This window comes from endosymbiont of Lamellibrachia barhami, assembly GCF_011947365.2.
Taxonomy (GTDB): domain Bacteria; phylum Pseudomonadota; class Gammaproteobacteria; order Chromatiales; family Chromatiaceae; genus QGON01.
Genome location: NZ_JAAVSH020000001.1, coordinates 2943423 through 2961889, shown reverse-complemented (window position 1 = coordinate 2961889; position 18467 = coordinate 2943423). Strand labels below are relative to the sequence as shown.

Annotated in this window: 18 protein-coding genes; 8 read left to right on the top strand and 10 right to left on the bottom strand. The window is 54.2% G+C overall.

Going from position 1 to position 18467, the window contains the following annotated elements:
* Positions 1–20 precede the first annotated feature (20 nt).
* From G9Q73_RS13525 to G9Q73_RS13500, 6 genes are all read left to right on the top strand, one after another.
* Entirely contained in the window at positions 21–1208 is a 1188-nt protein-coding gene (locus G9Q73_RS13525; RefSeq protein WP_177420244.1) for a beta-ketoacyl-[acyl-carrier-protein] synthase family protein, read from the top strand.
* Entirely contained in the window at positions 1202–2002 is an 801-nt protein-coding gene (locus G9Q73_RS13520; RefSeq protein ID WP_177420243.1) for a beta-ketoacyl synthase chain length factor, read from the top strand. The genes G9Q73_RS13525 and G9Q73_RS13520 overlap by 7 nt, the downstream gene beginning before the upstream one ends.
* Positions 1996–2433 (top strand): hotdog family protein, encoded by a 438-nt coding sequence (locus tag G9Q73_RS13515; protein ID WP_177420242.1) that lies wholly within the window; start codon positions 1996–1998, stop codon positions 2431–2433. The genes G9Q73_RS13520 and G9Q73_RS13515 overlap by 7 nt, the downstream gene beginning before the upstream one ends.
* Positions 2427–3149, top strand: coding sequence for a 3-oxoacyl-ACP reductase FabG (fabG, locus tag G9Q73_RS13510; RefSeq protein WP_369408958.1), 723 nt, complete (start codon positions 2427–2429; stop codon positions 3147–3149). Before G9Q73_RS13515 ends, fabG begins: the two co-directional genes overlap by 7 nt.
* Before the next feature lie 12 nt (positions 3150–3161).
* Positions 3162–3923 carry a glycosyltransferase family 2 protein gene (locus G9Q73_RS13505; protein WP_177420240.1) on the top strand — a complete coding sequence of 254 codons (762 nt, stop codon included), beginning with the start codon at positions 3162–3164 and terminating at the stop codon, positions 3921–3923.
* Positions 3924–3984: 61 nt separating this feature from the next.
* On the top strand, positions 3985–4380 hold the full coding sequence (locus G9Q73_RS13500; RefSeq protein ID WP_177420239.1) for a hypothetical protein: 396 nt from the start codon (positions 3985–3987) through the stop codon (positions 4378–4380).
* A 245-nt stretch (positions 4381–4625) separates the two neighbouring features.
* Here G9Q73_RS13500 and purL read toward each other — a convergent pair whose 3' ends face one another.
* The gene (purL, locus tag G9Q73_RS13495) at positions 4626–8513 is read right to left on the bottom strand and encodes a phosphoribosylformylglycinamidine synthase (protein WP_177420238.1); all 3888 of its coding nucleotides are present in this window, start codon (positions 8511–8513) and stop codon (positions 4626–4628) included.
* 370 nt (positions 8514–8883) lie between these two features.
* Between purL and G9Q73_RS13490 the strand changes: the two genes are divergently transcribed.
* Positions 8884–9876, top strand: coding sequence for an amidohydrolase family protein (locus tag G9Q73_RS13490; RefSeq protein WP_177420237.1), 993 nt, complete (start codon positions 8884–8886; stop codon positions 9874–9876).
* Between the two features lie 508 nt (positions 9877–10384).
* On the opposite strand, the gene G9Q73_RS13485 is transcribed toward G9Q73_RS13490, so the two are convergent.
* The 6 genes from G9Q73_RS13485 to G9Q73_RS13460 all read right to left on the bottom strand — a co-directional run bounded on the left by G9Q73_RS13485 (position 10385) and on the right by G9Q73_RS13460 (position 15845).
* Positions 10385–11221 carry a MotY family protein gene (locus G9Q73_RS13485; protein ID WP_177420236.1) on the bottom strand — a complete coding sequence of 279 codons (837 nt, stop codon included), beginning with the start codon at positions 11219–11221 and terminating at the stop codon, positions 10385–10387.
* A gap of 122 nt (positions 11222–11343) precedes the next feature.
* The gene (locus tag G9Q73_RS13480) at positions 11344–11895 is read right to left on the bottom strand and encodes a hemerythrin domain-containing protein (RefSeq protein WP_177420235.1); all 552 of its coding nucleotides are present in this window, start codon (positions 11893–11895) and stop codon (positions 11344–11346) included.
* Complete coding sequence (locus tag G9Q73_RS13475) at positions 11892–13595, bottom strand: potassium channel family protein (protein WP_177420234.1); 1704 nt, start codon at positions 13593–13595, stop codon at positions 11892–11894. The genes G9Q73_RS13480 and G9Q73_RS13475 overlap by 4 nt, the downstream gene beginning before the upstream one ends.
* A gap of 13 nt (positions 13596–13608) precedes the next feature.
* Complete coding sequence (locus tag G9Q73_RS13470; RefSeq protein ID WP_177420233.1) at positions 13609–13992, bottom strand: DUF6394 family protein; 384 nt, start codon at positions 13990–13992, stop codon at positions 13609–13611.
* Positions 13993–14043: 51 nt separating this feature from the next.
* Positions 14044–14814, bottom strand: coding sequence for a YdjY domain-containing protein (locus tag G9Q73_RS13465; protein WP_177420232.1), 771 nt, complete (start codon positions 14812–14814; stop codon positions 14044–14046).
* Positions 14815–14825: 11 nt separating this feature from the next.
* Positions 14826–15845 carry a methyltransferase gene (locus tag G9Q73_RS13460; protein ID WP_177420231.1) on the bottom strand — a complete coding sequence of 340 codons (1020 nt, stop codon included), beginning with the start codon at positions 15843–15845 and terminating at the stop codon, positions 14826–14828.
* 98 nt (positions 15846–15943) lie between these two features.
* Between G9Q73_RS13460 and G9Q73_RS13455 the strand changes: the two genes are divergently transcribed.
* Positions 15944–16564 carry a VTT domain-containing protein gene (locus tag G9Q73_RS13455; protein WP_177420230.1) on the top strand — a complete coding sequence of 207 codons (621 nt, stop codon included), beginning with the start codon at positions 15944–15946 and terminating at the stop codon, positions 16562–16564.
* 73 nt (positions 16565–16637) lie between these two features.
* Here the strand turns inward: G9Q73_RS13455 and G9Q73_RS13450 are convergent, their stop codons facing one another.
* The 3 genes from G9Q73_RS13450 to G9Q73_RS13435 form a co-directional block, all read right to left on the bottom strand.
* Positions 16638–17228, bottom strand: a complete 591-nt coding sequence (locus G9Q73_RS13450) for a hypothetical protein (RefSeq protein ID WP_177420229.1) — start codon at positions 17226–17228, stop codon at positions 16638–16640.
* Positions 17229–17353: 125 nt separating this feature from the next.
* A complete protein-coding gene (locus G9Q73_RS13445; protein WP_177420228.1) occupies positions 17354–17767 on the bottom strand; it encodes a hypothetical protein in 414 nt (137 codons plus the stop codon).
* A gap of 275 nt (positions 17768–18042) precedes the next feature.
* On the bottom strand, positions 18043–18467 hold a 425-nt coding region (locus tag G9Q73_RS13435), incomplete at its 5' end, for a PKD domain-containing protein (protein ID WP_218649962.1).

Genomic DNA, 18467 nt, shown 5'->3' with positions numbered 1-18467 from the left:
AAGCGCCATTTGAATCGTTGATGGACCCACTCCAGATAACTGCATACACCACCGTCAGTGCCGCTGGAGATGGAAAAGAGGCACTGCAAAGCGCACTGCTCGAAGGCAAAGGGGGACTCCAGCCCAACGACTTCGGCCACGCCCCTCTCGACACCTGGATCGGGCGCGTGGCTGATCTGGAAAACCAGCCATTGGATGAGGGCGAGCGGCAGTTCGAGTGCCGCAACAACCGTCTGGCCCTGATGGCGCTCCGGCAGGACGGCTTTCTTACTGCGGTCGAGTCCCTCAAATCCCGCGTCGATCCAACCCGCATCGGGCTTTTTCTCGGCACCAGCACCTCAGGTATCCTCAGCACTGAGCAGGCCTACCTGGAGCTGCGCAAGCGTGGACGCTGGCCTGCTGGATATCACTTCAAAGGCAGCCACGATCTCTTCTCGGCAACCCAATTTGTGCGGCAGAAGCTGGGTCTGAAAGGCCCTGCATTCTCAATCTCCACCGCTTGTTCATCCAGTGCCAAGGTCTTCTGTGACGCCCACCGGTTTATCTCCACCGGACTCAGTGATGCCGCCATCGTCGGCGGTGTCGACACGCTTTGTCTCACTACACTTTTCGGATTCAACTCGCTGGAACTGGTCTCCAGGCAACCCTGCCGCCCCTTCGACCAGAAGCGCGACGGGATCTCCATCGGTGAGGCAGCAGGTTTTATGATTCTGGAAAAAAACAGCACGACCCACTCAGGCGTCGCACTGCTCGGCTATGGTGAAAGCAGCGACGCCTACCATATCTCCACCCCAAGACCGGATGGCGCCGGCGCCAGACTCGCCATGGAGCAAGCCCTGAACCGGGCAGATCTGACGGTTGATGAGATCGACTATATCAATCTGCATGGCACCGCAACACCCAGCAATGACCGGGCTGAGGCCAACTCGATCAATCGGCTCTTTCCGTCATCAACCCCATGCAGTTCCACCAAAGGCTGGACCGGACACACGCTTGGTGCGGCGGGAATCACCGAATCGATCATCGCCTGTCTGGCGATTGAAGCAGGCTTCATACCCGGCACCCTCAACACCCAATCACCGGACCCAACGCTTGGGCTCAATGTACAGCGCGCTACTGTAAAACAGTCGGTAACCCGGGTATTGAGTAACTCCTTCGGCTTTGGCGGCAGTAACTGCAGTCTTCTCTTTGGACGAACCTCATGTTGAGCTTCTATCTGGAGGCACCTGCCGTTGCAGCCCCTGGACTGGATGGCTGGGCAAACGCCAAGCCTGTGCTGGCGCAAGAGACTGCCTATCGACAGACCCCCCTGCCCGATTATGTACCACAAATACTGCCGCCAACCGCCCAACGCAGAGGCAGTATAAGTACCCTGCTGGCCATCCAGGCCGCCCAGGAATCACTGGGAACGACAGAGATCGCCCCAACGGAACTGGCCTCGATCTTCGCCTCCTCCATTGGTGATCCGGAGATCGTCGATCGGCTCTGCTCTGCATTGGCGGATCCGCAACCGATGGTCTCGCCTATCCAATTCCACAACTCGGTTCACAATGCCCCCGCCGGCTATTGGAGTATCGCCATCGATTCACTGGAGAGCACCAGCAGCCTGGCGGCCGGCGATGCCAGTTTCGCTGCGGGTCTTTTGTCGGCAGCCGTTCAATGCCGGGCCGAATCACGCTCACTTCTGCTAGTCGCCTATGATCTGCCATTCGAAGCACCAATGGATGCAACCCGCCCGCTCTCCGCTCCATTTGCCACTTCGATGGTAGTGACGCCCTCCGCCACCAGGCAGACCCAGCTGCACTGCACACTGGAAATTAACGCCATCCCTGCTCCGGCTTCCCGCATGGCTGATGCCGAATTGGAGCAGCTGCGTGTCGGCAACCCTGCAGCCCGCGCCCTGCCGTTATTACAACAGCTGTCCTTCCCGACTGATGAAGAAACCCTCACTTTTGATTATCTGCCCGACTGCCAACTGCAATTGAAGTGCAAACCATGTTGAATAGACGGCAGATCTGCGAGCGGCTTCCCCACTCAGGCAGCATGTGCCTGCTCGACAGCGTGGAGCACTGGGATAACGACAGCATCCAATGCATCGCAATCAACCACAGAGAGCCTTCAAACCCACTACGCAACCCTGAGGGATTGCCCACAATCAGCGGCGTCGAGTACGCCGCACAAGCCATGGCAGTTCACGGCAGTCTGCTTGCAGATGACGACTCGCCCCGCATGGGTTTTCTTGCCGCACTGCGGGATCTCGAACTTAAAACAGAATGGCTGCATAATCTGCAAGGAAAACTGGTTATTTCCGCTCACAAACTGGCTGCTGATGAGGGTGGCGCCATCTATGATTTCCATATGGAGGCCAACTCAGAATCCTTGTTGAAAGGACGGGCCACGGTAATCTATCAGAACAGAGGGATAGAATATTGAAACGCGCACTGGTAACAGGAGGGAGTGGCGCCATCGGCGGCACAATCTGCAGAAAACTTGCTGCCGATGGCCTGTTTGTACTGATCCATGCCAACAGCAAACCGGAGCGGGCCCGGCAACTGGCTGAGGAGATCAACAACCAGGGGGGATTTGCCGAAGCGGTCTGTTTTGATGTGCGGGACAACAGACACTGCAAGGAGGCCATCGAACACCTGCTACACGGGGGACCGGTGCAGGTTCTGGTCAACAATGCCGGCATCCACGATGACATGCCGATGGCAGGCATGGAAGCAAATCAATGGCAGAATGTCATCGACGTTTCACTGAACGGTTTTTTCAACGTCACCCAACCCCTGCTGCTACCGATGATGTCCACTCGCTGGGGACGTATCATCTCACTCTCATCCGTGGCAGGCATCATGGGGAACCGGGGACAGACCAACTACGCTGCAGCCAAGGCAGGACTGCACGGCGCCAGCAAGTCCCTGGCCATTGAACTGGCCTCCCGTGGCATAACCGTGAATGTGGTTGCCCCAGGCGTTATCGAATCCCCGATGCTTGGAGAGCACTTTACACCGGAAGTCATCAACCGGTTGGTGCCGATGAAACGTGCGGGCAGACCTGAAGAGGTGGCGGATCTGGTCTCTTTCCTCGCCTCTGAAAGCGCCGCCTATATCTCAGGGCAGATCATCTCCATCAACGGCGCAATGGCCTGAGTCAGGGACAAGATGTCGATTCCAGTAACAGTGGTCATACCCGCCTACAATGAGGCGGCCACCATTCGTGATCTGGCGAAACGCGTCTTGCAGCATACATCCCAACTCATCGTGGTGGATGACGGTTCCAGTGACGGCACATCTGAGCAGCTTGCCGATCTGCCGCTGACACTGATCAGACATCAGGAAAACAGAGGTAAGGCAGCCAGTCTGCACGATGGTTTGCAGGCAGCGGTGAAACAGGGCGCCAAATGTGTGATCACCCTCGATGGCGACGGCCAGCATGTGCCAGAGGATATTCCCAAACTCTATGCAAGCTGGGAGGCCAATCCGCAACACCTGATCATAGGCGCACGCCTGCAAAATCGTGAACAGGCCCCCAATGCACGGCGCCGCGCCAATAACTTTGCCGACTTCTGGATATCCTGGGCTGCGGGCTGCCGTATCCACGACAGCCAATCAGGGCTCCGACTCTATCCTGCCGATGCGATTCAGACAGTGTTCGTTTCACACAGCAGAGAACGGGGGTTCGTTTTTGAGAGCGAGTACCTGATCGAAGCGGCAAAAAAGGGTTTTGGATTCAGCACGGTTCCCGTCGAGTCCCGCTATCCACAACAGGCGCGGGCTAGCCACTTTCGCCCAGTGGCGGATATTACCCGTATCGTCCTGATGGTGGCGGGAAAACTCATCGCCAGCGGCATGTATCCCATGGGACTCTATCGGGTTTTATTCAGAGAGAATAACGAACCCGACAGGTTTCCTCATGAGAAATAAGCGAGTAAACTTTCAACTGCAGGTTATGTATAAGCCTTTATCAACTTAAGGAGAGTTAGTGATGAAGCAGAAATTATTGGGCGTTCTGATCGTCAGTATGGTCACACTATTCCTGGCGGGATGCCCGCATCAGGCAATGGTCTACAACGTCGAGGACGCATCCGTTGTCGCCAACAAGGATGGGGTCACCATGGACGATGTCCGCAAGGCCATCATCCGTGCTGGCGCCACGCTCGGCTGGAACATGAATGATAAGGGTTCAGGCCTGGTTGAAGGCACCATTCATCTTCGCTCCCACATGGCGCAGGTCGATATTCCGTATGATGCCCAGACCTACAGCATCAAGTACAAAAACAGCGACAACCTCAAGTACGACGGCGAAAAGATCCACAGCAACTACAATGGCTGGATCCAGAACCTCGACCGGGCAATCAAGGCGCAGTTGAGTACGCTCTGATACCAGTTGTTTCTGGAACGATAAACCACCCCGCCACAAGCTGCGGGGAATTCAACCAGCTACCTTGTAGGTTAGGTGCACATCGCCGATAAGATCAATTATGTCCACTAAAGGCAGGTGTGCACCGTAACCCAACATTTCCGCAATCTTCTAACTCAACCGTTGGGTTACGATGCGCGCTGACATAGTCGATAAACGGAAAGTAGGGTGTTATTACGCATCTAACCCAACCTACGTTTTTCTATCTATCCCACCCAGGCGCGGGCGTTTCTAAAAAGGCGCAACCAAGGCGCATCTTCACCCCAGCCATCCGGATGCCAGGAGTGTTGCACTGTACGGACTACCCGCTCGGGATGCGGCATCATGATCGTGACCCTGCCATCGGTCGTGGTCAACCCGCCCATGCCCTCCGGTGAGCCATTGGGGTTTGCCGGATAGGCGGTTGCCACTTCGCCACTGTTTTCAACATAACGGATTGTCATCAGTTCACCTGCCTTTGACAGATGTCCCGCATCACGAAACTCAGCCCTGCCTTCACCATGCGCCACCGCAATCGGCAATCGGGAACCACTCATGCCCTGCAGCATGATGGATGGAGAATCCACGACCTCCACTGTGACAAAACGGGCCTCAAACTGCTCGGAGCGGTTACGCACAAAGTGGGGCCAATGCGTTGCACCAGGGATCAGTTCATGCAGATTGGAGAGCATTTGACAGCCGTTGCAGACGCCCAGCGTAAAGGTATCCTCCCGGTTGAAAAAGGTCTGAAACTGCTCTCTGGCACGTCCGTTGAACAGGATCGACTTGGCCCAACCCTCACCTGCACCCAACACATCGCCGTATGAGAAACCGCCACAGGCCACCAGCCCCTTGAACTGCTCCAGTGATACACGCCCTTCGATGACATCGGACATATGCACGTCCACACACTCAAAACCGGTACGATGGAAAGCGGCCGCCATCTCCAGCTGACCATTGACTCCCTGCTCGCGGAGGATCGCCATTGGTGGACGAACACCGGTGGCGATCATGGGCGCCGCCACATCCTCTTTCATATCGAATGAGAGTTGCACCTGCATACCGGGGTCATCCGCAGAAATCCGCTCGAACTCCTCTTGGGCGCACTCTGGATTGTCACGTAATGTCTGCATCTGCCGGGTGGTCTCAGACCAAGCCTGCTGAAACTCTTTTCGAGCCCCCTCCAGCATCGGCTTGCTGTTACGCCGAAATACAATACGATCTGACTCGTTGATGCTACCGATGACGTGACTGTGATGCCCCAGACCCGCATCATGCAGCCGCTTCAGGACATCATCCGTATCATTATGCCGAACCTGAATCACAGCCCCCAGCTCCTCGCTGAAGAGGATGGCGAAATCATCATCGCCCAGATCATTCAACTCGATGCTGATACCGCAGCGCCCGGCAAAGGCCATTTCACTCAGGGTAGCGAACAGCCCACCATCGGAACGGTCATGATAAGCCAACAGCAGGCCGTCCCGATTCAACTCCTGAATCTGCAAAAAGAAGCGTTTCAGTGCATTGGGATCATTGAGATCCGCGCCACGATGTCCTATCTGCTTATAGACTTGCGCCAGGGCAGATGCCCCCAAACGGTTCATGCCCTTGCCCAGATCAATCAGAATCAGATCGCTGTCGCCCAAGTCCGTGCGCAACTGGGGTGTCAGGGTGCGCCGCACATCGTTGACCGGTGAGAAGGCAGTGATAATCAGAGAGAGCGGCGCGGTAACCTCACGCCTCTCTCCCCCCTCATCCCAGACCGTCTTCATCGACATGGAGTCCTTGCCCACCGGCACCGCGATACCCAGTGCGGGACAGAGCGCCATACCCACCGCCTTCACCGTCGCATAAAGTTTGGCATCCTCGCCAACATGGCCGGCAGGGGCCATCCAGTTAGCGGAGAGTTTGATATCGCTGATTTTATCGATGGAGGCAGCGGCGATATTGGTGATCGCCTCGCCGACGGCCATGCGCCCGGAAGCGGGAGCGTCGATCAACGCGATGGGGGTTCGCTCACCCAGCGCCATCGCCTCGCCGGTATGCCCCATGAGACCTGAAGCCGTCACCGCCAGATCGGCAACCGGCGCCTGCCAGGGACCCACCATCTGATCCCGCGTCACCATACCGGTGATCGTGCGATCCCCGATGGATATGAGAAAGGTCTTGTTTGCGACTGCCGGCAGGGACAGCACCCGCAGGGCCGCCTCTTTCAGGTCGACATCACTGAAGTCAAGCTCCGGCTTGTGGAAAGTGCGATGATGCACATCCCGCAGCATGCGCGGCGCTTTCCCGAACAACAAAGGCATGGGAATATCGATAGGGTTGTTATCGAAGTGAGCATCGCCCAGGATCAGGTGTTCCTCATCGATCGCCTCGCCCACCACGGCATAGGGACAGCGCTCCCGCTCGCAGATCGCCTTGAACTCATCGAGGCGGTCGACATCCACCGCCATCACATAACGTTCCTGGGACTCGTTACACCAAATTTCCATGGGAGACATGCCGGGATCATCGTTGGGTACAGTGCGCAACTCGAACCTGCCACCCCGCCCGGCATCATGGACCAGTTCCGGCAATGCATTGGAGAGACCACCCGCCCCTACGTCATGGATAAAGAGGATGGGATTATCGCTGCCTCTGGACCAACAGGCATCGATCACCTCCTGACAACGGCGCTCCATCTCAGGATTGGAGCGCTGCACTGAGGCGAAATCCAGATCTTCTGCCGAGGTGCCGCTGGCCATGGATGAAGCGGCGCCACCACCCAAGCCGATCAACATCGCCGGCCCACCCAGCACCACCAGTGGGGAGCCACCGGGAAAGGTGGTCTTTTCAATATGCTCGCCACGAATATTTCCCAATCCGCCAGCCAGCATGATCGGTTTATGGTAGCCCCGTAACTCATCGCCATCCGGTCCCGACACCCACTCCTCGAAGGTTCTGAAATAGCCGCAGATATTGGGGCGGCCAAACTCATTATTGAAAGAGGCCGCACCGATGGGGCCTTCCAGCATAATATCGAGCGCGGAGACGATGCGAGCCGGCTTGCCGTGGTCAGTCTCCCAAGGCTGCCCGGCGCCAGGGATTCGCAGATTGGAAACCGAGAAACCACAGAGTCCGGCCTTGGGTTTGGAACCCTTGCCGGTAGCCCCCTCGTCGCGGATCTCTCCGCCCGATCCTGTCGCTGCACCCGGATCCGGCGAGATCGCAGTGGGGTGGTTGTGGGTCTCCACCTTCATGAGGATATGAATATCCTCTTCGCCGAAGCCGTAAACATGACTCTCGGCATCAGGAATGAAGCGTTCGGCCCTCGGGCCGCTGATCACTGCCGCGTTGTCCTTGTAAGCAGAGAGAATATCTTCCGGCGCTTTCTCTGTGGTATTGCGGATCATCTTGAACAGCGAAAGAGCCTGCGGTTTGCCGTCGATGATCCAGTCGGCATTGAAGATCTTGTGACGACAATGCTCGGAGTTGGCCTGGGCAAACATCATCAGCTCAACATCGGTGGGATTGCGACCCAAGCCCTGAAAACTCTCCACCAGATAGTCGATCTCATCATCCGACAACGCCAACCCAAGTTCCACGTTGGCCTGCTCCAGTGCCGGACAACCACCCCCGATCACATCGACACTGATGAAAGGTTTGGGCTCTGCGTGGTTGAAAAGGCAATCTGCATCCCCCATCTCCAGCAGCACCACCTCGGTCATACGGTCATGCAGTAGAGGCATCACCGTGTTGAGTTCATCATCGCCAAGGGTGTTCTCCCCGGCCCCCAGATAGTAGGCGATACCGCGCTCGATCCGGGCAACCTTCTCCAATCCACAGTGGTGCGCGATATCCGTCGCTTTGGTCGACCATGGGGAGAGTGTGCCGGGGCGCGGCACCACCAGCAACAGACTCCCTTCAGAATCGTGTTCCGTCAAATGGGGACCATAGCGCAGGACACGTTCGAGAACCCCCTGCTCATCCTCTGCAAGCGACTGATCCACCTCAGCAAAATGCATGTATTCCGCATACACGGAGAGAGGCTTGCCAAGGCTGTTTTCCAGCCGCTGAGTCAGTTTTTTCAGACGAGATTCGGAGAGCGCGGGTGCACCACGGAGAATGAGCATCGTCGGGCCTTTTCCTGCTTGTTGGGAGAAGAGACAATGATACTCGAAAAAGGGACAGGTGGCAGAGTAGAGGTTTCAGGTTCCAGCTGTGTAGGCCTGATCAAGCGTAGCGGATCAGGCATCTGTGCCTCCGGCTGCCGGTTCCGCTACGCTTGAACCGGCCTACGTTTTTCGCCTTTCACCTTTTGCCTTTCGCCTGTCACCTTTTTTCACCACTCGATCCGTTCGATCCGTTCGATCCGTTCGATCCCATCAAAGACCAGCTCGCTGCCATCTGCAAGGGTTACGACACCGGTCGTGCCCAGCACCTGGCTCCTGTTGCTTTATGTTTCTGGACTAAAACAGCCTTCCGGCGCATTATTTCCCGATAATGAAAACCGTCGATATCCATACTCATCTTCTCAATCCAAGCGTTCGCTTTGATCGCCCAATTGATCGATTTATCGTCCAATTTTTCGCAAAAAAGTTAGGCGTCGAAGCCAAACGTCTGAAAGCAAATCCCTATTCAGTTTATTTGGAGTCGATGGCACACGCTATCAGTGAATCACAGCACCTTGAAAAAACCTGTCTTTTTGGCGTCGACAGCCGGGTCGATAAAAAAGGCCACGATATTCATCGTGACAAGACAGTCTGCGCCTCAACTGAAGATGTGCTCACTGCAACTGCGCAATACCCGGATAGCTTCATCCCTTTCCTATCGGTTAATCCTGATCGTCCGAATGCATTGGATCTTATCGACGAGTATGTCGAACGAGGCTGCAAAGGCGCAAAGTTTCTACAGAACTACTGGGGAATCGACCTCAATAACGAACGCTTTCTTCCCTACTACGAAAAGCTTAAATCAAAAGATATCCCGCTGATCATACACATCGGCTGCGAATACACTGTTCAGTCTGACCCTGACTATGAGCGGATCAACATGATTGAGCTACCGTTGAAAGCCGGTGTGACGGTCATCGCCGCGCATATGGGGTTGGGACGGCCAAATTATAAATTGAGATTCTGGCGAAACCTTTCAAGGAACCCTGATTTCTTTGACCAGGACTACTACACACTACTGGACAAGCTGACCAGTCACGACAATCTCTATGCCGACATATCTGCCATTTTGACGCCATTCAAGGCCAGAGCCCTCAGGCACCTGTCGCAGCAAACAGAGGCACATGAAAAGATTCTTTTTGGCACAGACTTTCCAGTGCCTTTTCCAATCGTCTTCAATACCTACGATCTGGACATTTCCACAAGACTCAGAATCAATGCTACGCAGAACCCCTTCGACCGCTACATTGAAGCTTTGTTTGAGTATTTCCCGGTAGGCAGCGCAATCTATAGTAATTACCAAAAGGTGCTTGGCATCACATGACTCGATCACAATGGATCATTGAGATCATTAATGCTGGCACTCATTGAGTCTGTCGTTCACCGACGGAAACAGTGACAGGAGCAGTGTGACAAGCAGAACCACTGGGCTTGCTAATATTGCTGCAAACCCCGCAAAGTGGAAAAAGAGAACAGGGAGTTCCAGCGGAGCTGAAAAAATCACTGTTGGCGAAACGAATACTATGCCCAGCAACAACAGGCCTATCGAAACAACTACCCCAGCGCGCAACGTTCCACATGAAAATATCGACATGTCTGCTACCTCTCATGACACGAATTATATGTAAGTATATTAGTATCTACTTATTTATAAGTCAACAACAATACCACTTTTTAGTACAAAATTGATCGAAAACAGGTTTTGTATAGAGTTTATCGGCCGGGTGTGTACCGACTTGAGCCGGGAAGAGAGTTCAGTAATTAATATCCTGTTCGTTAAACGCCATATTGGATGTTCTAAAAAGCTGACTGACAGCCAGCTTTTCCCAACCTCATTTATCCAATTCGATAGCAGCCCGTCTGTTTGCAGCTCTTGCCTGCTCTGTACGGCCGCGCACTTTGGGCCTTGATTCGCCATAGTGATATTTCATAAGCAAATTACTCTCCACACCACTCGCCAGCAGGTAATCGGAAACACTTTTCGAACGGCGCTCCGACAGTTTCAGATTATATTTTCGCGACCCTTGATCATCCGCATGACCGGAGATCTTTATGCGTTTTATCTCCCCGTCTGCCTTCACAAACTCTGCGAGATTTCTAATGACCATACGGGAATCCTCATTCAGTTCATGAACATCCAGAGGAAAAAGGATTTCAGTGAATCGATAATCGGCAAAACCTTTTACGGGCAGTTGCTTCAGGCACTTCCTGAAATCCTGATATGGTGCCTGAAAATAGACCGGTGAAAGCTGTAGATGCACGCGTTTGCGCGCATCATCCCAGTCGGAAAAATCAATACTGGAAAGCATGCCTCGATCAAGTGAGGCCAATATTCTGGTTGCCTGTTTACGTTCGAGCAGGAGTGGGCGCAACCCTTTTTTCAGCGTTACAGATTCGACCAGCAGATCCGGTTCATCGTAGACCCAGGTTGGCGAGGCTTCCCGCAATTCAGCGTCAACAGCGGATGGTGTCGGCTGAAAACTATCGATATGAAAGGAAAGCGTCTGACCCGCGCGCCGCAGAAAATAAGCGGTGCCAAATCCGGGAATCTCATGGCGCAGCTCACATTTAACCTTGGTACCGCTGAAATGCCATTCAGAGTTATGTTCGTCGGCAACGTAGGTTTCATCGCTGAATGGCAATGCAGCAGCGATTATCGGCCACGCCAATAGTAGGATCAGAATTCCCGGCCAACATCTCATTTGGGTTTAGGCACCTCATATTGCACGATATTCACAAGCGTCAAGCATATCGGCTAATATCCAGAATTCTTTACTCCAATCAGCAGAAGTCACTCATTGCCATGATCTGAAAGAAAATCAATAAGTCCACGAAACCGCGCAAAATCCTCCCGACTGAACAACTCATCTTCACCAAGAGGAGCCTCGGCCAAAAGGCTTTCCCAATCCTCTGCAACCAAACACTTCTCCAACAGCGGGAAGATCTCCTGCTCTTCCTGGTCGATATGTTGCCGCTGAAGAGCAACAAACTCACGTCCGCGGACTTCCACCTCTTCCCGTGGCATGACCTCGCCCTGGACCACCCCCTCCAGGGTCTCCCTGAAACGGTGAGTCAATGCCTCCAGATCACGGTGCTGATTACCAATCCGCTCAAACAGTCCCCCATCTTCAGAAAACCTGTTCTTTGCAACCTGAAATATCAGGTCTTCAGTGGGATGATGGATCTGCTCGGCATAGTGTTCAATGAAGTCCAGCAGTTCGATCTTGAGATCAAAATTCGATTCACGGCCGGCAAAAAATGCGTCCAGCTGACTGGTCAATAGATCAAGCAGACGTCTCAATATGATGTGATCGCGATGCAATCGTTCCAGAAGCGTACTCATGCCCTCTCCTTTCTCATCAACCAGCGCCACAATAGACCCTGAGGACGGGCCTCTCCTGTCAGTATATAGCTCAATGCGTGTTCGTTTTGCAGGGTCCACTCCATCCGATTAGCGGCAGAGTGTGATCCGCAGAACAGAACCCGATCATTCCGATGCAGCATTTCATCCATTTCCGGGAGCAACACCCGCTCATTATTTCTCAACATCATCAAAGGGATACAGTGAAGTAATTTAGAGCGATTCCGAGGATCCGTCACCACATCCCGAAGCCTTACCGCCTTCCCCTCCAAGACAGACTGGCAGACGGCGTGGGAGGTCTCCTCAGAAAACGCCACTTCCCATATATCCGGTGCATGAGAGTTCACCAGTGCCGAAATGCGACTCACCAGTTCACAGGCCCACTCATCATCCTGGTACAGGACAAGCTGCAGAAACTCATGCAGCATTGGGGTTCCAAGCAAGACACGGATGCGGTTCGCCACTATGGCACTGGGATGCATCACCATATCGGCATGCAGCGCTTCGATGATTGAGTCGTTATCCTGCCGGTTCTGCCGCATAATCACGAACAGATCCGGGTTGAGCTTACGTGCCGTCATGATAATCGAGAGATTGTTGGCATCATGATCCGTACCAGCTATCAGTCCCACAGCGCGCTGAATATCGGCCTCCTGCAAGGTCTCTGCTTCAGTACCACGTCCCTTGACACAGTGTTCTTTCGGCAGTCCGGTTTTCTCCGGATCCGCCTCAACAATAACGAGTTCCAGTCCCTCCTTGCGCAACTGGTCATACACAGCCTTGCCAAAACGACCATATCCGCATATCACCCACAAGCCATCACTTGGAGGATAGATAGGATCTCTGAGCTCACTCTCTTCCCGGCCTGTCAACCACTCCTGCAACAGGTTGAGACAAGGCGCCTGCAGTGCGGTGGCGAGATGAACAGCAAAGGTATCGAAGGGATCGATGATGTAGTCGGTACCAAAAGAGGCCATGTTGGCTTCAATATCGTGGGAATCCGCGCGGCAAATCACTTTTATATCCGGGTGTAACAGTTTGGCGGTGATGGCCACCTTCAGATTAGCATCGTTGGAATCGGTCAGTGCAACCACCCCGGAGCAGAGCGCATGCTTCAAACCCGCTTCCATTAGATGTATCGGCATGCGGACATCGGCACACAAAGCCGGCACATACTGTCGCAGATTTTCCAGTTTAAGCAGATTGACCCGATCCTGACGTATATCGATGGCCACAGCATGCTGATCGCGGTCGGTGAGCGCCTGGATCAATGCACTGCCGGTCTCACCATAACCACAGATCAAATAGAATTTTTCGCGGATTCGTTTGATCTGTCCCGTAAAACGACGTTCAGTCAAAGCCCGTTGGAAAGTGGGATCCTGAAACAGCGTCAGCAGGGTGCCAATAGAGTAGAGCCAGACAACAACGGTAAAAAAGATGGAGAAGGTCACCCAAAGGCGCTGGGCATTGGTGAACGCAAATGGAATCTCCCCAAAGCCGATGGTGCTGGCCATGAAGCTGACGAAGTAGAAGGCATGAAAAAAATCCATGCGCCAGGGATTACCCTCTGCATCCTGCCCAGGGATCAGCACCAGACCCAGTACTGCGATTGCATAGGTGAGGATCAGGGCCAGCAGCGGCGCCCGCATGCGCCGAAAGATCAGAAAGATGATGTTTTGCATGACGGATTAGCCGTCAGCGTCGCAACATGACCGTTTCGATCACCAGCAGCACAACAGAGACCACATTGGCCAACATGGCGCCACCGGAAAGGGAGACAATACTGGCGGTTACCACCGGCGTAAGTCCGGTTGTTGTAACCTGTTCCGCCACGGTCCAGACCAGGGCGGCGGCAAAAAGCTGCAGCAGCGCCACCAGGCTGGTGGCAAGCAGCACCGCCCCCATCTGCGTCCGGTCACCGAATTTCAGCACCGTGGCAACCAGGTTAACAACGATCACCGCAAACAACTCGTACACATGATGGTGATCCGGATTATCCAGGTCGCCGACAAAAAAACCAAAGTTAAGGGTCAATGCCAAAACAATGAAGAAACCGAAAAGGACTTTTTCAGGGTTCACGCAATGTCTCCTTTGTCATCTGGGTATTTCATGCCGCAATGAGCCCAATGCTTATTGATTGATTCGTTGCACCGTCAGTTCGAGCTTTGTCCCGATGGGTGGCGCACGCTCAGCGTCGATAAAGACGAAACCCCACTGCTCCAATCCAAGACCCAAGCGGTGCTCGATAATACTTGCGGGATCATGCACCACACCGATCAGTGTACCGTTCATCTGAGCAAAATAACGGTCTCCTTCGATGAAGGTGGAACCGGTGTAGCTCCATACCTGCTTTTTATCGTCCTTGGGCGCTTCACCGCGCAACTTGACGAGATCGAGCAGATCGACCTCGACCCGCTTACCCTTCTCTTCCCAACTGACGAGAATATCCACAGCATCACCCTCTACCGGTTTGGTATCGAAGTGATACTCAGGTAGTCGGACACCTTTGGCATCCAGACCAATCAGGATACATGCCAGATTAAATTCAAAGGCATTGGCATCCAACTCAAGCACGCTCTCATAGGATTTGAAGCCGCCCTTCATCACTGCCATATATTCTATCGGTCCACCCTCTTCATAATAGAGCATGGCACCCGGGAGGCTGAAACGCCCCGCTTTCTTGTCCAACTGAATGTTGCCGATACGGTACTTGCCCCCACCAAGATCCTCGACCCGGGGTTTCTCTTTCATCAAACCGTCATCCATTTCACCGATTTGAGGAGGCATCACGGCCTGTCCCGCATCAGGCGCTTTGACTTCCGCCAAAACCGTGCCTGAAAAGGCAAACAGGCCAAGCACAATAAAGGCCATTGCCGTGATTTTGATTCGACTCTCAGACATATTCTCTCCCTTCATGGCTTGGTTCCCGTTACGATCCGATGAGGCATAGGTGGTGGAAAGGGACTCTTCTCTATATTAGTAAAACCCTGCTGCTTCATCCAATCCGCCACGTCGGCATCCGCATGCACACCACCGTCCTCTGCGGTCAGCAGCATGTTGAGGCCGAACAGAGTGGCAAACAGGGGACTGTTCCCGCCTGCATCGGTAAACACATCATTTACCACCAGCATGCCGCCTGGATCAAGGGCATCAAAGGCCCTCTGGATGAAGCCACGACAGGTCTGTTCACTCTCACGATGAAAAACACCAGAGATCAATACAACGTCGTTACCCACTGGAAAAGCATCCTGCATGTAATCCAACGGCTCGGTTTTGACTTGCTCGGACATACCCATGGATTCAACGATCTCGACCGCTATCGCCACCACATCAGGCAAGTCCAATACGAGGGATTGCAGCGCCGGATTTTTTTGCGCAAACAGCGCCGAATAGGTGCCCGGTCCACCGCCCACATCGATCATGCGGGTTCTCCCGGAGAGATCGACCAATTCGACCATAACCTGTCCGATACCCAACGCCCGATCGTGCATGCCGTAGACAAAGTCACGGGTCTGCGCCTTGTCGTTACCGGTATAGGTCTCAGGGGACATTTGTGGCCTGCCCTCTTTCAACGCCTGTTCCAGGTTGCCCCAGGTAGTATAGAGATTGTCGCTGTAACGGAGTGCATTGCCCAGATAGGCCTGGTTTCCGGAGGTAAGGAAGGTTTGACTCAAGGGCGTATTGGTAAAACTGTTTTCCCGCTCATCAACGAGATCCAATCCGATGCAGGCTTTGAGGAACAGCCGAGTCGGCCTCGGCTGAGTACCCAGCGCGACAGTGATCTCCTGTAGCGTTTTCGCACCATCCGAGAGTAGATCGAACAGCCCCATTCGATTGGCGGTAAGCAGGGTCTGTGAATCCCAATAGGCGGTCGACAACCGCATCAGCGGCGCGGGACTCAAACCCTGCATGTTTTTGTTGGACTGACTCACTCCATTCTCCTTTGTAGTGGCGTTTACAGGATTTTTCCATCTGTCAGATTCTAACCCAATCCGCTAGACTGAAGTAATTTTCAACCATTCACAAATCCATGCGACTGCATAAACAACAGATCCTTGTCATCACCCTGGCACTGCTGATTCCCATCATCCCCTTCGCGGTAATCGGGGAACTTCCAGGGGAGCAGTGGCTCTCCGCCACCGATGACAACGCGCTCTACTTCGGATTGACCGGGGCTGGCCTGTTGGCCAGTGATATCCTGCTGCCGATTCCTTCGAGCATCGTAGGCACCATGCTCGGTGCCCGTCTCGGTATTATCCCCGGCTGGCTCTGGTGCTGGCTTGGACTGATGTTGGGAAATCTATTCGGTTGGCTGGCCGGGCGTATGCTGTTTTCCAGACCCGACAGGGATCTGCCCGAGGCACCAACGCTGGTCATACTCGCCATCAGCCGACCGGTGCCAGTGCTGGCAGAAGCGGTCGCCTTCGCCGCCGGTGCGGGAGGCATGTCACTGCGACACTTCTTTCTGGTCACGCTCATCGCAAACGGACTGATCTCCCTGGTTCTGGCAGGTAACGGCGCCACCCTTCTGCCAGATTCATTTCTCGGCCCCGGCCTGCTGATTCCATTGGGTCTACCGGTGGTAACCTGGCTTGTCTGGCGACGCTATCGGAAACGGAGCGATGATAGCGGCGCATCTTCAACAAGCTGAAGCTCAGCCGCAATGGTGTGCGTCGCGAACCCTACAGAAAGTAAAAACAGATCCTAGACAGATTGAATGCCGGCTAATATTTAATTCCGCGCAAGTGTTCCTGCCGAACTTTCATCGACTCACGGATATTGAACATCTCCTGCTGGATGAGTTCCAACTTATGAACGGCCTCTTCAGGCAGACCTTCTGGATAGACCAATTCTTCATCAGCATTGAAATAACCGCCACTTTGCAAAAAACGGTCTGTCAATTCCGATATCTCACCTTTGTAGCGTTCAATAGCTTCTTCGGCGATCTCCTTGATCTCGGCATCAGCCTGCACCTTGCCCAGGTAAGTCTCGAAGGAGGCCTCGTCTGACTCGCCACCCTTGACCTGCTCAGTTGCCTGGTCAATTACCTGCTGAGATGTCTCTTCCTGGTCCGTGACATCGGGTGTTTCGACCGGGGCAGGAGGCTCCACCTCCAACGGCGACATCTCTATGACCTGTCGCCCATCAGCAACAGGGAACGGGCCAGGTTTCGACGTGTCGTCTGCCTGCAACTGCACCCGCTGACTATCCTCCAGGCCATCCGAACCATCAGCAGATTCATCATCCCCGGAGAAGAGATCAAGGAGCATCAGAACAGCCACAAACGCTACCCCAACCGTTATGATATTTTGCATGTTCATAAGCAGGATAATGCGCCAATCTCTTCCGCTTTGCCAATAAAAAACCCACCCCGGCTCCAGCCGAAGTGGGTTTGTTGTTTCTCACTTCAAGGGCCTCCCTGGCCCCTGGTTATCCAGACTTACGGCGCCAGTGGCGGCAGGTTTGGAATAACATAGTGAGTGCCGTCTGAGTCGAACTCAGCCTTCCATTCCCAGACTCCACCGAAGGGAACACGGCGGTTGAGAATAGTCGATATATCGGCAGTCTTGGCGCCAGGATCACAGGCAGTCACTGCTTGCGCAGCGGGAGCCAGGGTACCCAAGAGCGACGTATCGTCAACGATCGTACGATTGTCCGGTACACCGGTCAGCGTCATCTCCAGGTTCTGGAGTTCTGCGTCACCGATATTCTCAACCGTGATGATCATGCCGTAGTGGTAGGTGAAACGACCCGTGCGGGTAACCCAACAGTTCTCATAGTTGGTTACATAGGCCAGACCGATCGCGATGAACTCGGCATCGGAGGCAGCAGAGGCACCGTGGTTAATGGTCACCTCAATGTAGCCACACCAGAGGTAGGTGCTGGAAGGTCTTGGTCACCACACCTGGAGCTACGGGACTGTCGTCAGGCACTTTCTGCTGTTGAAGACGCCATCACCATCCAGATCCCAGTCAAGGAGACGATAGTGTCACCAGGGTTCGGATCGAAGGGATGCCGAGCCGTCGAAGGTTACCGGAACGCCAGGAATCGCAGCCCAAGGACCGTTGGTTACCGGAACCGGTGGCACCTGGAAGGTACCCACTTCAACGTTCAGTGAATCACTGTCGGTCATGGCCGGATCGGGATTGGCAGGGTACCGCCATTATCCGTCACCTGCAGGGTCACCGTGTAGTTTGCAGTTGCACCCGTATCAGGATAGACATTGCTGGCTGTCACACCAACCGCGCCTTCACCCGCTGCAGGGAAAGGTCCTGCTTCCCACCAGAGACCGTCGCTGGCATTGAAGTCCCATCTGTAGACAAACAACGCCTTGGTCGGGTCAGTGTGTACTGAAGCGGAACCGTCAAAGTTCACAACAGTACCAGGCAGTACAGACTGGTCAGGACCGGCCTGTGCAACCGGCGGCAGACTGGCTACTTCAGGCGCCAGGATTGCCAGGGCGACATAGGTGTCGAAGTCCGTGTTGAACCAGTTGTAGATACCACGGAAGTAACTGCCCTTATAGGTGGCAGACGTAAACTGACGGCTGTTGA

Bases quoted from the DNA above. Each gene is read 5' to 3' on its own strand.
- G9Q73_RS13480 (WP_177420235.1), bottom strand. From the start codon at position 11,895: ATGAGTACGCTTCTGGAACGATTGCATCGCGATCACATCATATTGAGA.
- G9Q73_RS13455 (WP_177420230.1), top strand. From the start codon at position 15,944: ATGCGACTGCATAAACAACAGATCCTTGTCATCACCCTGGCACTGCTG.
- G9Q73_RS13515 (WP_177420242.1), top strand. From the start codon at position 1,996: ATGTTGAATAGACGGCAGATCTGCGAGCGGCTTCCCCACTCAGGCAGC.
- G9Q73_RS13475 (WP_177420234.1), bottom strand. From the start codon at position 13,595: ATGCAAAACATCATCTTTCTGATCTTTCGGCGCATGCGGGCGCCGCTG.
- G9Q73_RS13525 (WP_177420244.1), top strand. From the start codon at position 21: ATGGACCCACTCCAGATAACTGCATACACCACCGTCAGTGCCGCTGGA.
- G9Q73_RS13500 (WP_177420239.1), top strand. From the start codon at position 3,985: ATGAAGCAGAAATTATTGGGCGTTCTGATCGTCAGTATGGTCACACTA.
- purL (WP_177420238.1), bottom strand. From the start codon at position 8,513: ATGCTCATTCTCCGTGGTGCACCCGCGCTCTCCGAATCTCGTCTGAAA.
- G9Q73_RS13450 (WP_177420229.1), bottom strand. From the start codon at position 17,228: ATGCAAAATATCATAACGGTTGGGGTAGCGTTTGTGGCTGTTCTGATG.
- G9Q73_RS13505 (WP_177420240.1), top strand. From the start codon at position 3,162: ATGTCGATTCCAGTAACAGTGGTCATACCCGCCTACAATGAGGCGGCC.
- G9Q73_RS13520 (WP_177420243.1), top strand. From the start codon at position 1,202: ATGTTGAGCTTCTATCTGGAGGCACCTGCCGTTGCAGCCCCTGGACTG.
- G9Q73_RS13465 (WP_177420232.1), bottom strand. From the start codon at position 14,814: ATGTCTGAGAGTCGAATCAAAATCACGGCAATGGCCTTTATTGTGCTT.
- G9Q73_RS13490 (WP_177420237.1), top strand. From the start codon at position 8,884: ATGAAAACCGTCGATATCCATACTCATCTTCTCAATCCAAGCGTTCGC.